This window comes from Sphingopyxis sp. NFH-91, from assembly GCF_021401285.1.
GTDB classification, from domain to species: domain Bacteria; phylum Pseudomonadota; class Alphaproteobacteria; order Sphingomonadales; family Sphingomonadaceae; genus Sphingopyxis; species Sphingopyxis terrae_A.
This window is the reverse complement of the sequence record NZ_JACBGA010000001.1, coordinates 458505-471612: the sequence shown is the minus strand read 5'-3', so window position 1 is coordinate 471612 and position 13108 is coordinate 458505. Positions and strand designations below refer to the sequence as shown.

The following is a 13108-nucleotide window of genomic DNA, read 5'->3' as shown; positions in this document are numbered from 1 at the left end:
GGTCCTGAACTCAGCCCGGAGGCGGCAAGTCGAAATCGTCGGGTTCGCGCTTTTCGGATCGTTTAAGAAGGTCGTCGCTGCGCGCGGGCCGGGCCTGCGCGTCAGGCGTCGTGAGCTCCTCCGTGGTCGGCTGGCGCTGTGCCCCGATGGGTAGCGCGGGCGGGGCCGAACCCGCCACCGGCTTCAGATCTTCCTTCTTGCCGCACGCGCCAAGCGCCACGAGCGCAGCGCCCGAGGCGGCCAGCAAAATCGTCGTGCGGATCTTTGCCATCACCTAAATCTCCAGCGCCGCGCGCGCCGCGGCAACAGCCTGCCTTACCCGTTCGGGCGCGGTGCCGCCATAGCTCATGCGGCTGGCGACCGACGCCTCGACGGTCAGCGCCGCGAGCGCGGCGGGCGTGACCGCGGCATGGATCGCCGCCGCTTCGTCCGCCGGAAGCGCCGACAGTTCAACGCCGAGCTCTTCCGATCGTTTCACGCAGGCACCGACGATATGGTGCGCGTCGCGGAACGGCACCCCCGCCTCGCGCACCAGCCAGTCGGCCAGATCGGTCGCGGTCGAAAAGCCCGATGCGGCGAGCGCGCGCATCCGGTCGGTGCGAAAGGCCAGCGCGTCGACCATGCCGGTCATCGCGGCGAGCGAAAGCGCTAGCGCGTCGAAGGCACCGAAGACCGTTTCCTTATCGTCCTGCAAATCCTTCGAATAGGTGAGCGGCAGCCCTTTCACGATCACCGAAAGCCGCTGGAACGCACCGAGCAGCAGGCCTGCGCGGCCGCGCACCAGTTCGGCGGCATCGGGATTGCGCTTTTGCGGCATGATCGAGCTGCCGGTCGACCAGGCGTCGGGCAGACTGACGAAACCGAAGGGCTGGCTGGCCCAGATCACGATCTCTTCGGCGAGGCGCGAGAGGTGAATCGCGGCAATCGAGGCGGCGGCACAAAATTCGAGCGCGAAATCGCGGTCCGATACGGCATCGATACTGTTCGCCATCGGCCGGTCGAAACCGAGCGCCGCCGCGGTCGCCGGACGGTCGAGCGGGAAGCTGGTGCCCGCAAGCGCCGCGGCGCCGAGCGGCGATTCGTTGAGCCGCGCGCGCGCATCGCGGAAACGGCCGCGATCGCGGCCGAACATTTCGACATAGGCGAGCAGATGGTGGCCGAGCGTCACCGGCTGTGCGACCTGCAAATGGGTGAAGCCGGGCATGATGCTGTCCGCATGTTCATCGGCGCGCGCGAGCAGGGCGCCCTGAAGCGCCTTCAGGCCGGAATCGATACGGTCGCAAGCGGTGCGCACCCAGAGCCGAAAATCGGTCGCGACCTGATCGTTGCGCGAGCGCGCGGTGTGGAGCCGCCCGGCGGCTTCGCCGACCAGTTCCTTGAGGCGCGATTCGACCGTCATGTGAATATCTTCGAGCGCAAGATCGACCGGCACACCGTTCGCGGCGAACTCGTCGGCGATCTGCGCCAGCCCGCGATCGATGGTCGCCGCGTCGGCGGCGGCAATGATCCCCTGCGCGCCGAGCATCGCGGCATGCGCGCGGCTGGCGGCGACATCCTCTTCCCAAAGACGTTTGTCGACGGGGATCGAGGCGTTTATCTCTTGCATGATCGCCGCAGGTCCGCCACCGAAGCGGCCGCCCCACATGCTGTTGCTATCGGGAGTATTCGCCATCCGCCGCGTTCCAAATCTTCGTCTTGCCGTGCTGGCCCTGCTGATCGCCGGTTCCTTCGCGGGGTGCGATAGGCAAAAGGAGGCCTCGGAGCAAGCAGGCGCGGGGCAAGCAAATATTTCGCCCGGCGAAGCGGCGCATGGCCGCGACCCCGCCACCTTTCAGCATGTCGTCGAGCGCGGCAACGCCGGCAAGGCCGGACCGGCCGCCGTCTTTCGCGGCCCCGACGACGCACCGGTGACCGTCGCGTCGTTTCGCGGCAAGCCGCTGCTGGTCAATCTGTGGGCGACCTGGTGTGCGCCCTGCGTCGCCGAAATGCCGACGCTCGATGCGCTTGCCGCGCAAAAGGCAGGCAAGCTGACGGTCGTCGCGGTGGCGCAGGATCTGCAAGGCGCTTCGGTCGTCGATCCCTGGTTCCAGAAGGCGGGGCTGAAGGCGCTGCAACCCTATCTCGATCCGCAGAACACTTTGTTGGACGCAGCGAATACCGCGCTGCCGACGAGCATCCTCTACGATGCGAACGGGCGCGAACTGTGGCGCGTGGTGGGCGCCATCGACTGGAAGGGCGAGGAAGCGAAGGCGCTGCTGGCGGAAGGCGGAGTGTAGAATGAAGACGGCGGACGCATAGCGCCCGCCGCCTTTTGAAACTCATTTCGACGATCAGCCTTCGATCGAGACGCGCCCCACAGGGTAGCCCTTCTTGCGCATCACCTTGGTATAATCCTTGTCGGCGTCGACGACTTCGGTCGCCCACTCGTCCCATGCATCCCAGCGATCCTCGCGATCGGTTGCGCGGCCCAAGTCACTCTTGAGCTCCTTTTCAGCCTCCAGAATATCGGTGCGATAATTGTACCAATATTTATTATAGACCCCCGCAATCGGCACGCTGCGAACCGGTGGGCGATCGAAACCCGGCGGAATCGACCCATAGGGAACCGTCGCCATTGCAGCACCGGCGGGAAGAGCCATAAGCGCCGCCAAAGTCGTCCTTTTTTTCATCGTTCGTCTCCTTGGTGGACCCTGCTGGTCAGGAGAAAGAACGAAAGAGAACCGGCTTTTCTTCACGGACCGACGAGGATTCGACACGCCTTGCGGCGGAACCGTCCACGGCCGTCCCCGCAGGCAAGGCGGCGCTTTCATCCGACGCCGAAGCTGACGGCGGCATCGACGATTGCCCCTACCCCGGATGCGCCTCGTCACCGACGCTCGATTTGAGCAGCCCGCGGAACACATCCTGCGCGGTCCGTTTGCCCTGCGTCACGTCGAAGACGTCGCGCGCGATCGGCATCGCGATGCCGTGACGGTCGGCGAGCGCCATCACCGTGGGGGCGCTTTTGACGCCTTCGGCGACCATGTGCATGTCGGCGATGATCGCGTCGATATGGCGCCCCTTGCCGAGTTCGACCCCGACGTGGCGGTTGCGCGACAGCGGGCTGGTGCAGGTCGCGATCAGGTCGCCCATGCCCGTCAGACCGGCGAAGGTTTCCGGGCGCCCGCCCATCGCGACGCCGAGCCGGGTGATTTCGGCCAGCCCGCGCGTCATCAGCCCGGCGCGCGTATTGTCGCCCGCGCCGAGCCCGTCGCCCATGCCGACCGCAATCGCGATGATATTCTTGAGCACCCCGCCGAGTTCGCAACCGAGCAGATCGGTGTTGGTATAGACGCGGAACAGCCCCGAATGGAAAAGCGGGTGCAGTGCGCGCACGACGATTTCATCCTCCATCGACAGCACGCTCGCCGCCGCCTGGCCGCTCATGATCTCACGCGCGAGATTGGGGCCGGTGAGCACGCCGACGGGGTGGCCGGGCAGCACCTCCTCGATCACCTCGGTCATCCGCTTGCCCGTCGCGAGTTCGAGCCCCTTGGTCAGGCTGATCACCGGCACCCAGGGACGCAGATGATCGCGCGCCTCCTCGAGCACCGCGCGAAAGCTGTGCGACGGCACGCCCATGACGAGGACGTCGGCGCCCGCCACAGCTTCGCCGAGATCGGCCGTCGCGCGCAGCGCCGCGGGCAGGCGGATGCCGGGCAGATATTTGCGGTTTTCCTGATCGCGGTTGATGCCATCGACCATTTCGGCGTCGCGCGCCCACAAGGTGATCGGCGCGTTGCGCGATACCGTCGCGGCGACCGTCGTCCCCCAGCTCCCCCCGCCGAGCAGGCCCACTTTCAGGCGCATAGCCCCTCCTTCTCCCTGCCCGTCATTGCGAGCGAAGCGACGCAATCCAGTGCTGGCTCGAGCCAGTCTGGATTGCTTCACCCGGCTTTGCCGGGTTCGCAATGACGCATGGTTTGACCAGCGGATCAAGTCCGACGTAATAGGCGGCTAATCGAGCGGCCCGAGAAAATCCTTCATCAGCGCGGCGGTGGCCTTCGGATCCTCGACCATCGGGACATGGCCGACATGATCGAGGACATGCGCGCGGCTGTTTGCGATACCCGCTTCGAGCACGGGGACGCAGCTGATGTCGATCAGCCGGTCGTGGCGGCCCCAGATGATCAGCGTCGGCACCGTCACCTCGCCGAGCCGGTCGTTGAGCGGGCGGTCGCGCATCTCGGTCGCAATGACCCAGAAGGCGGTGTCGAGCTGATCGCGATATTTGAGCGCGTCGGCATAGAGCACCGGCTTCAATCGCGACGGCACGAAGGGCGGTTTGTGGACGACCATCGCGACGAGGCGGTCGGCATCCTCGATACCGGCCAGGACGAGCGGGTTATAATCCTCGTTCGCCGCCTGTTTCTGAAGATCGCTCTCGTTCGCGCCCGCCACCCCGGCATTGTCGATCAGGATCAGGCTGGCGAGCGCATCGGGAAAGTCGAGCGCGTAGCGCAGCGCGATCCAGCCGCCCATGCTATTGCCCGCGATATGCGGCTGCCGCAGTCCGAGCGCATCGACGAATGCCTTCAGCCGCGCGGTCTGCGCTTCGATGTCATACGCAAGATCGGGGTTGCGTTCATTCTCGCCAAAACCGGGGAGATCGGGTGCGACGACGTAATAGTCGCGCGTCAGAAAGGGCGCGAGAAAGGACCAATTATCCTTGTCGCCCGAAAAGCCATGGACGAGCAGCAGCGTAGGCTTGGCGGGATCGCCGCCCTCCAGATAGGGCCAGGCGCGGCCGTCGACGGTAACGCTTTTCTGCACCGTGCCGCCGCGCCGGCGGAGCAGCGCGCGACCGATCGCGACCAGGCGGCCGGGGAATACGAAATAGAAGATCGCCAGAGCGATCAGCGGAGCAAAAAGCAGAATGAGGAGGAGCTTCATGACGTGCGGAATTTCCCTGTCGATCCGTTGGCTTCAGGCTGACACATGCGCATCGAACCAGCCGATCAGATCGTCCAGCACCGCATCGCGTTCGGGCTCGTTATAGATTTCGTGGAACAGGCCGGGATAGATTTCGAGCCGCTTGTCGGTCGATGCGACATGGTCGAACAGATAGTGCGAGCCCGCCACCGAGGCGAGGCTGTCATGGTCGCCATGCTGGAGCAGGATCGGCAGCGTGATTTTCGGTGCGCATGCCTGCGCAACCGCCATCGCGTCCATGAATTCCTTGCCGAGCCGCGCGCCGATCTTTCCCGTATAGACAAGCGGATCGGCAAGATAGGCGGTGACCACCGCCGGATCGCGGCTGACCCCGTTGGGATCGAGCGCCAATACGCCGAGGCGCGGAAAAAAGCGTGACAGAAAGCGGCTGATCCAGACGGTGAAGCGCGAAGGCGGCGTACCGGGGACAATCGCCGGGCCGGACAGTGCGGCGGCGACAAAGGCGTCCTGCCGATCGATCAGGAACAGCGTCGCGATCAGGCCGCCCATGCTGTGTCCGAGCAGCAGGCGCGGCGCGCCCGGATGGTTGACCTCGACGAGCGTGAGCAATTCGGCCATGCCGTCGGTGAAAGCCGAGAAGCGCGGCACATAGCCCCCCTCGCCATCCGACTTGCCATGGCCCCAATGGTCGACCGCATAGACGGCATAGCCGGCGTCGGTCAGCCGTTTTGCCACATGGGCGTAACGCCCGGCGTGCTCGGCATAGCCGTGCGCGAGGAGCACCACGGCCTTGGGCGCCGCAGCAGGAAGCCAATGGGTGACGTGCAGCGTCGCGCCCGCGCCCGCCGATCCCGGCGGCAGCATCACGCCCGCCATGCTCACCGGACCGGCTTTTTCAGCGCCGCGCTGCGGTGGCCGGGGCCGTCGTCGCCGCCCTTGTCGATGCGCGCCAGGATGGCGTCGAGCGCGCGGCTTATCGCGGTCTGGGTGCGCACCATCTCGATCTTCGGCCAGGCGGTGCGCATGCCGGTGTCGATCAGCTCGTCGATGTCCTCCTGCGACAGATCGGACAATATCTTTGTGGGCGACCAGAATTTGGGCGGCCGGATGATGTTGATGTCGCCGGTATATTCCTGATTGATCAGCGAGCGCGCCATATTGGCGAGGCTGTTGAGCGGCGGCACCAGTTCGAGGGGCTTCTGGAATATCACCATATTGGCGTTGAGCCATGCCTTGAAGGTCGCCATCGAGGCATGCTGAATGGCCTCTATCGGCGCCATCTGCTTGCGCGTGTCGGTCGCGAAAGGCAGCGCGAGCGGGTTCGCCTGGCTGACGATATGATGGTTGACGCCGTAGAGGCGTTCGAGCCGCTTGGTCGGGATGTCGTGCGTCACCGACCCGTCGACCCAGCGCCGGTCGGGCTGATAGGGCACGCGCTTGCCCGCTTCGTCGCGCGCCATCAGCATCACCGGCGGAAAGACGCCCGGCACCGCGCACGAGGCGAGCACCGCTTCGCGGATCAGCACATTGGGCGCGGTGATCGCGTTGAGTAGGCGGCCGTTCTGATATTTTTCGGCGGGCGCGACTGACACGTTGAGATGTCGGCCGCTGACCTCATAGGCTTCCTGAAAGGTCAGGTCGGGGATGAGCTCGGCGAGGCGCGCGGCGACCTCGTCAGGGGCGAGGCGGCGCACTTCGGGATCGCGGTCGGCGCTGGCAAGCTTGTCGCTGGCCAGGAAGGCGCCGACCTCGGCATCCTTGCGCGTGCAGACGACCGCGGCGACGATCGAACCGCCGCTCGATCCCGCGAGGATCGTCGGCAGCACGCCCTCCTCCCACAGCGCTTTCACGACGCCGACATGGAAATAGAGAAAGCTGCCCGACCCCGACAGCAGCAGCGCCGAGCGGCCGTAGCAATGCTGGGCGCGGCGGAAGAAATCGCGCTTTTCGTCGCGCGGGATGCTGCGCGCCGCGGCGATCTTGCCCAGCGCGGAGACGACCTCTGCCACATAATCCTCGATCAGCCTTTTGGTGCCGAAGCGCGCCTTTTGATACAAGCGTTCGTGGCCCATGCCGTCGATATTGCCGTGAATGCCTTCGTTGAGGACGAAGAGCAGCCCCTTCACATCGCCCGCCGCCGACAGCTTGCGCAGCCGTTCGAGGCGGGCGCGGATCGCGCGATAGTCGAAATGCTTGCTTTCGTCGGCGTCGCGCCACGCCTGCATCCCCGATTTGCCGTCGGCGGCAATCGCCGCTCTGATCCAGGCGGCATAGTCGGGCGCCTTCGCCAGATCGGCGTCCACGCTGAGCGTCGGGGAAAAGATCATTCGGTGGTCCTGCACTATTTCTATTTTCAGTGATTCTTGCGGGTTACGTTGCCTTTGGCAACTGTTTTGACGCCAGCTTCCACACCTTCGTCATCCCGGACTTGATCCGGGATCCATTGACCCGGCGCCGCGCGAATGGACCCCGGATCAAGTCCGGGGTGACGAAGGAGGTGATGCCTTCTTCCGCTTCGTCGGCGTTTTTGGTTTCGCTTTCGCCTTGGGTGTCGTTTTGGATGAAGTCTTTGTCTTCGAAGCGGGCTTTTCTGCAGGCTTCGGTTTGACCGCCGCCTTTTCGGGCTTAGGCTGCGCGGCGAGCAGGTCGGCGAAACTTTCGTCGATGCACGTGCGAAAGAAGGCGATGTCGGGCATGATCGCGCGTTCGGAGATGATCGAGAAGCCGACCTGACCGTTATAGCTGGGGGTCGCGATGAACAGCCCCATATTGTTGGCGAGCGGGCCTGCGCCGTATTGCTGCACAAGCTGCGCCCCCGCGAGATAGAGCGGCACCTGCGCGCCCGGGACGTTCGAGATGAAAAGATTGGTGCCGCGCACCGCGAAGCGCTCGCTCGTCAGGATGCGCGCAACCGCCGCCATCGTCGCGCCCGGAATATGCTGCGACAGGTCGGTCATGATCCGCGCGCTGACGCCCGCCTTCGCCTCCTTCGCCTCCACCGTATAGTCACGGATCGCCGCGAGCCGCTTCAGCGGGTCGGCAATGTCGGTGCGCAGCGGCACGCTCATCGCGGTCACCTGATTGCCGGGACTGTCGGCCTTGCCGCCCTTGCCGCGCCGGTTGATCGGGGCGACCGCGACGACGCTTTCCTTGGGCAGTTCGCCATGCGCCTGAAGATATTTGCGCAGCGCGCCCGCGCAGGTCGCAAGGATGACGTCGTTGACCGTCGCGCCGGGCACCTTTGCCCGCACCTTCGCGATATCGGCGAGCGCAACCCGGGTCGCGTCGAACATCTTGTGCGGGCCGACGGGTGCGTTGAAGCGCGTTTCGGGGACGCCCGCGGTCATCCCCTGATCGCTGAGCATCGACTTGCGCGCCGCGGTCATCAGCGAGGGCGACACCTTGAGCAGCGCGTTCATGAATTTGACCGGCGATTGCATCGACGCGGTCCAGGCGCGCGTGGCGACCTCCGCGCTCGACGGCGCGCGCCCGAGATCCTCCACCGGCGCGCCGGGGATTGCCGGCGTCCCCTTGGCGTCGATGTCGCTCATCGCGATGAAGGCATGCGCGCCCGATGCGCCGTCGACCGCGGCGTGATGGACGCGGTGGAGCATCGCGAAGCTGCCCTTCGGGATGCCGGGGATACGGTCGAGCCCCTCGATGATGTAAATGTCCCAAAGCGGCCGGTTCATATCCATCGGCTTCGAGAAATAGCGCGCGACCGCGATGCAGAATTGCCGCCAGTCGCCGGGTTCGGGCAGGCGCGCGTGGCTCATATGCGCTTCGATGTCGAAATGTTCGTCCTCGACCCAATAGGGGTGGTCGAGATCGAGCGGCAGCCGGTGGAGCCGGCGCTTGAACAGCGGCGATGTGTCGACGCGCGACTGGACGTGCGCGATGATATCCTTGAACCGCACGAAGCCGCCTGGCGCCGTCGACGGATCGTAAATGTAGATACCCATGATATGCGTCAGATTGTTCGCGGTCTGGGTATAGAGGAACTGGGCGTCCTGGGCGCTGAGTTGCTTAAGCATGCGAACCTCCATCCAACATCGATGATCCCGTCCTTGCGAGCGGAGCGAAGCAATCTCCCGTCACCGGCCGGGCGCCGGGACAAAGGCGAGCGATTGCCGCATCGCCTGCGGCTCCTCGCCATGACGAACGCGGTGTCATGTCATTCTCCCGTCCCCGGCAATCGGTCGGCGAGCGCGAGCGTGGCCAGCCGCATCGATTCCATGACGTTGGCGAGCCCGCGGAGTTCCACGAGCAGTGCGCGGCGCGCGCGCAATCCGTCAGGGGTCGCGGTTTCCGCCAGCCCCATATGGCGCATCTGCGACAGGGCGTTGGCGAAGAGCAATTTTCCGATCGACGCTTCGCTGCTGATCCGGCGCAGGAGCCAGGCCTGACGCCCCTCGATCAGCGCGGCGTCGAGCAGCGCCTTTTCATCGACCGGATCGCCGGGGCGCGCGCGCGCCAGAATGTCGGCAACGACCGAATAGGCCTCGGCAAAGGGTAGCAGGATCGCATGGCCGACCATCGGCTGACAGCGGCGAATGAGCTGCGCAACGCCGCGGTCGCCGCTCGCCAGTCGCTTGGCCCAGGCAGGGTCGATGCGCGCAAGTTCAGCCTCCAGCGCGGCCAGATGTTCGCCGCGCGGCGGGTAGAAGAATTCGAATTTGAACAGATCGCGCAGCCGGTCGATCCGCGCCCAGAAGGCGGCGGTCGAATCCTTGCTGTCGGCATCGCGCAGCTCGAACAGCGCCAGCTCGATCATCGCGCGGTCGAGGAAATGATGCGCGATGATGTTGCGATAATAGCTCGCCATCGGATGCTTGGCGGGGTCGATCGAATAGACGGTCTCGCTGCCGGCCTCGAACCGCGTGAGCAGGCCGCCCTCGACGAGCGTGTCGAGCGTCGCCGCGAGCGCCGCGGCGTCGCCGCCTTCGAGCTCGCGGCTGAGGCGGATGCCGCGCTCGCGCGCCCAGGCGGTGATGCGCGCGATCGTCGCGATCATCTCTGCCTCGGTCACGCCGCGCGGCGCGGTGCCGAGCAGGATGAGGCACATGACCGAGGTGACGGTAAGCGGGGTGACGCGGTTCGCCTCGACCGCGACGGCGAAGGCGATACGCTCCAGCGCGCGCCGGTCGTCGGGGGCTGGCGCCTCCGGAATGACGACGGGCTCGCCGATGTCGAGACGGATGCGCCCCGACGGTTCCTTGAGGCTCTTCATATAGCCGATGAACCAGGCGAGGCTTTCGGGTTTCTTGGTCCGCCCGGTCTGTTCGGCGGCATATTCCTCGACATCGCGGATCAGGTCGAAACTGGTGACGAAGGGCACGAAATGTACCCCCTGCGTCCCGGTCGCATGCGCGGCGTCGAGGACATATTTCATCAGGCCATATTTGGGCGGCATCAGCTTGCCGAGGCGCGAGCGCGTCCCTTCGAAGGCCCAGGACAGCGGGAAGCGCTTGGCGAGCAGCCAGGCGATATAGTGGCGCAGCACCAGCTTGTAGACCGGCTGATCCTGAAAGCTGCGGCGAATGAAAATCATTCCCGAGCGGCGGAAGAATTGGCCCATGATCGCGAAGTCGAGGTTGGCGCCGCCAAAGCTGTGCAGCATCGGCAGGTCATTTTCATAGGCGAGGCGGCTGGGGGTCGCGCCGTCGATATAGGTTTTGTGTGTGAACAGGATCGCGGTCGGATGTTCGCGCAGCACCGAGCGCAGCTTTGCAAGCTCGGCCGCGTCGACCTCCATCTCGGGCGCATAGCCGCCGAACATCATCCGGTCGAGCCGCGCGCGCAGGTCGAGGAACAGCGCACTGGGGGTCGCGATGACCTCCTTCATCAGCGGGCGCGCCTCGCGGTAGAGATCCGCGACGGGACGGCCGAGCTGGCCGGCAAGATCGGCAAGCGCGGCGCGGAATTTGGGGTTGGTGCGCAGCGAGTCGGCAACGAAGCGCGGCACCTTGTAGCGGCTGCCGCGGATGCCGCGTTCGGCGACGTCGAGCGCGAGCCCCGCCTGCCGCGCGACGAAGCCGGCAAATTCGCTGCTTCCCTCCTCGCAGCCGTCACCGCCGCCGGTCTGCGCGAGATAGCGTGCCTTCAGCTCTGTCTGTGTTGCCGCTTCGCCGACCAGGATCTGCGCCCGGCGCCGGTCGCGCCACAGGATGAACCGCGCGCGCAGCGGCCCCGGACGGCGCGGGTCGCCGAAGATCAGATGCCGGAATTTCAGCGCGCGATCGCGCTCGAAACCGGGGATGCGCCACGCGACGCGCAGCGGCACCACCGTACGCGCAGGGTCGCCCGCCAGCCGCGCCTTGAGCGCATCGAGGTCGAGGGCATGATCGTCATCGGCGATCGCGAGGCTGACCCAAATCGGCGCGCCCTCCCCGCCCGGATCGACCGAGGTCGCGTGGATCCAGTCGAGCAATATCTGCCGCTCGATCCGGTTGTGCGCGTCAATGATGTAGAGCCGGTCGGCCAGCTGCTCCGCGACGAATTCGCTGCGGGGCGTGCCGTCGGCCATGGCCTTAAACCACCGTCATTGCGAGGAGCGTAGTGACGCGGCAATCCAGCGCGGCGTAACCCGCCCTGGATTGCTTCGCTTCGCTCGCAATGACGAGGTGAAACATGGGCTAGGCCTTCTTTACCTTTCGGGGCGTCGGCTTTTTCTTGGCGGCAGGCTTCTTGGTAGCCGCTTTCTTCGGCGCCTTTTCGGGGTTTGCCGCTGGCGCCGCCTCCTTCGCAACCGATTCCGCGACAGTCTCCTCGGGCTGGCCGAGGGTGCGCAGGAACATGTTGCGCACGTCGCGGACATGGGTGTTCAGCGTCTTCACCTGCCATTCGGACGTATCGACGGGCGGCAGGACGGTGACGCGCACCGTCGCGGGGCGCATCACGAATTCGTTTTTCGGCGCGACGTCGGTCGCATTGTGGATGACGATCGGGACGATCGGCACGCCCGCCTGCATGGCGAGGTGGAAGGCGCCCTTCTTGAAGGGTTCGAGCTTCGGGGTCAGGCTGCGCGTCCCCTCGGGCGCGATGCAGATCGACTTGCCTTCCTTCTGAATGGCTTCGACCAGCGGTTCCATAGCCTTGATCGCGCTTTTGCCGTCGGCGCGGTCGACGAAGACGGTGCCGCCCCATTCCATCAGCTTCCCCAAGATGGGAATTTCCTTGATCTCCTTCTTCCCCACCCCGCCCATGTCGCGGCGGATGAGCTTGGCAAGGATCATGACGTCCGCCTTGCTCTGGTGGTTGAAGATGAAAATGCACGGGCGCGACGACCAGAGGTGGCGTTCGTCCTCGACCTCGAGCTCGACGCCGGTGATCGCGGTCGCGAAGTCGCCGAACAGCCCCATCGAGAAATTGACCGCCTCGCGCTGTGAACGCGTCAGCGCCCAGATCGGCAGGCCAGCCGCGAAGGCGCCGATCAGCGAGCCGGTGGCGTAGATGGTGCGCGTATAGTCGACCCACGACGGCGTGCCGCGGCTCGCGAAGCGCTGCACCGGCCAGCCCCGCTCGTCGGCGATCGCCTTCAATTTCATATTGGGATTGAGCGGCCGCGGCTTGCCGACGCGTTCGAGCAGTTCGATGTCGTCGTCGCTGTCCGAATAGAAATAGCTCTGATCGAGGTCGAAGCCATAGTCTGCGGCAAGCTCCTCGGCGGCAAGCACCTTGCCTTCGCCGAAGCAGAGCGGGCGGATGATGTCGCCGGTGAACACGCCATCTTCGATTTCATAGGCGGAGCATTTGATGTCGGATATGCCGAGGTCGCGCGCGGTCGGTTCGATCTGGTAGATCGTCGCCGACGAGATGATCGCGACGCGGTGCCCCTTGGCCTGATGCGCCTCGATGATCGCGCGCGTCTCGGGATAGATTTTGCGCGCGATATGCTTCTTGTAGAGTTCTTCGCCGAACTGGACGAAGCTTTCCTCCTCGACGCCCTTCATGAATTTGGCGGCGCCGCTCATCAGCCCCGAAAAGCCGATCGCGCCCAGACTGTGCTGCGCGATGACATTCGCGGTCTCGGCGATTTCCTCGACCGACATTTCGCGGCGCTGCAGCTTTTCGCGCAGCATCGCCGTCGCCGAATAGCCTGCGATGATCGTTCCGTCGAAATCGAAGAGCGCGGCGATATGCGATCCGGGTTCGGACGCGAGAACTTCTTCCAAAT

Annotated in this window: 10 protein-coding genes and 1 pseudogene; 1 reads left to right on the top strand and 10 read right to left on the bottom strand. The window is 65.3% G+C overall.

Annotated elements, in window-relative coordinates; genetic code table 11:
- Positions 1-10 precede the first annotated feature (10 nt).
- Together L0963_RS02290 and argH are read right to left on the bottom strand one after the other, a co-directional pair.
- Positions 11-271, bottom strand: coding sequence for a hypothetical protein (locus L0963_RS02290; protein WP_062900763.1), 261 nt, complete (start codon positions 269-271; stop codon positions 11-13).
- Between the two features lie 3 nt (positions 272-274).
- Positions 275-1672, bottom strand: coding sequence for an argininosuccinate lyase (gene argH / locus L0963_RS02285; RefSeq protein ID WP_234178532.1), 1398 nt, complete (start codon positions 1670-1672; stop codon positions 275-277).
- Between argH and L0963_RS02280 the strand changes: the two are divergent.
- Positions 1605-2183: pseudogene (locus tag L0963_RS02280) on the top strand (TlpA family protein disulfide reductase); the annotation flags it as partial. The gene argH and the pseudogene L0963_RS02280 overlap by 68 nt on opposite strands.
- Positions 2184-2330: 147 nt before the next feature.
- Here L0963_RS02280 and L0963_RS02275 read toward each other — a convergent pair.
- From L0963_RS02275 to L0963_RS02240, 8 genes are all read right to left on the bottom strand, one after another.
- The gene (locus L0963_RS02275) at positions 2331-2669 is read right to left on the bottom strand and encodes a hypothetical protein (RefSeq protein ID WP_082819802.1); all 339 of its coding nucleotides are present in this window, start codon (positions 2667-2669) and stop codon (positions 2331-2333) included.
- A gap of 178 nt (positions 2670-2847) precedes the next feature.
- Entirely contained in the window at positions 2848-3849 is a 1002-nt protein-coding gene (locus L0963_RS02270) for an NAD(P)H-dependent glycerol-3-phosphate dehydrogenase (RefSeq protein WP_062900767.1), read from the bottom strand.
- A 147-nt stretch (positions 3850-3996) separates the two neighbouring features.
- On the bottom strand, positions 3997-4932 hold the full coding sequence (locus L0963_RS02265) for an alpha/beta fold hydrolase (RefSeq protein WP_062900768.1): 936 nt from the start codon (positions 4930-4932) through the stop codon (positions 3997-3999).
- A 33-nt stretch (positions 4933-4965) separates the two neighbouring features.
- Entirely contained in the window at positions 4966-5808 is an 843-nt protein-coding gene (locus tag L0963_RS02260; protein ID WP_062900769.1) for an alpha/beta hydrolase, read from the bottom strand.
- Between the two features lie 2 nt (positions 5809-5810).
- On the bottom strand, positions 5811-7259 hold the full coding sequence (locus L0963_RS02255) for a DUF3336 domain-containing protein (protein ID WP_062900770.1): 1449 nt from the start codon (positions 7257-7259) through the stop codon (positions 5811-5813).
- A 147-nt stretch (positions 7260-7406) separates the two neighbouring features.
- Positions 7407-8966 carry a wax ester/triacylglycerol synthase family O-acyltransferase gene (locus L0963_RS02250; RefSeq protein WP_234178528.1) on the bottom strand — a complete coding sequence of 520 codons (1560 nt, stop codon included), beginning with the start codon at positions 8964-8966 and terminating at the stop codon, positions 7407-7409.
- Between the two features lie 140 nt (positions 8967-9106).
- Complete coding sequence (locus L0963_RS02245; protein ID WP_062900772.1) at positions 9107-11458, bottom strand: glycerol-3-phosphate 1-O-acyltransferase; 2352 nt, start codon at positions 11456-11458, stop codon at positions 9107-9109.
- Between the two features lie 109 nt (positions 11459-11567).
- Positions 11568-13106 carry an HAD-IB family hydrolase gene (locus L0963_RS02240; protein WP_234178525.1) on the bottom strand — a complete coding sequence of 513 codons (1539 nt, stop codon included), beginning with the start codon at positions 13104-13106 and terminating at the stop codon, positions 11568-11570.
- Between the last annotated feature and the right edge of the window lie 2 nt (positions 13107-13108).

What these genes read in the sequence shown, in the direction of transcription:
- L0963_RS02290 (WP_062900763.1), bottom strand. Translation starts at nt 271, where the DNA reads ATGGCAAAGATCCGCACGACGATTTTGCTGGCCGCCTCGGGCGCTGCG.
- argH (WP_234178532.1), bottom strand. Translation starts at nt 1,672, where the DNA reads ATGGCGAATACTCCCGATAGCAACAGCATGTGGGGCGGCCGCTTCGGT.
- L0963_RS02275 (WP_082819802.1), bottom strand. Translation starts at nt 2,669, where the DNA reads ATGAAAAAAAGGACGACTTTGGCGGCGCTTATGGCTCTTCCCGCCGGT.
- L0963_RS02270 (WP_062900767.1), bottom strand. Translation starts at nt 3,849, where the DNA reads ATGCGCCTGAAAGTGGGCCTGCTCGGCGGGGGGAGCTGGGGGACGACG.
- L0963_RS02265 (WP_062900768.1), bottom strand. Translation starts at nt 4,932, where the DNA reads ATGAAGCTCCTCCTCATTCTGCTTTTTGCTCCGCTGATCGCTCTGGCG.
- L0963_RS02260 (WP_062900769.1), bottom strand. Translation starts at nt 5,808, where the DNA reads ATGGCGGGCGTGATGCTGCCGCCGGGATCGGCGGGCGCGGGCGCGACG.
- L0963_RS02255 (WP_062900770.1), bottom strand. Translation starts at nt 7,259, where the DNA reads ATGATCTTTTCCCCGACGCTCAGCGTGGACGCCGATCTGGCGAAGGCG.
- L0963_RS02250 (WP_234178528.1), bottom strand. Translation starts at nt 8,966, where the DNA reads ATGCTTAAGCAACTCAGCGCCCAGGACGCCCAGTTCCTCTATACCCAG.
- L0963_RS02245 (WP_062900772.1), bottom strand. Translation starts at nt 11,458, where the DNA reads ATGGCCGACGGCACGCCCCGCAGCGAATTCGTCGCGGAGCAGCTGGCC.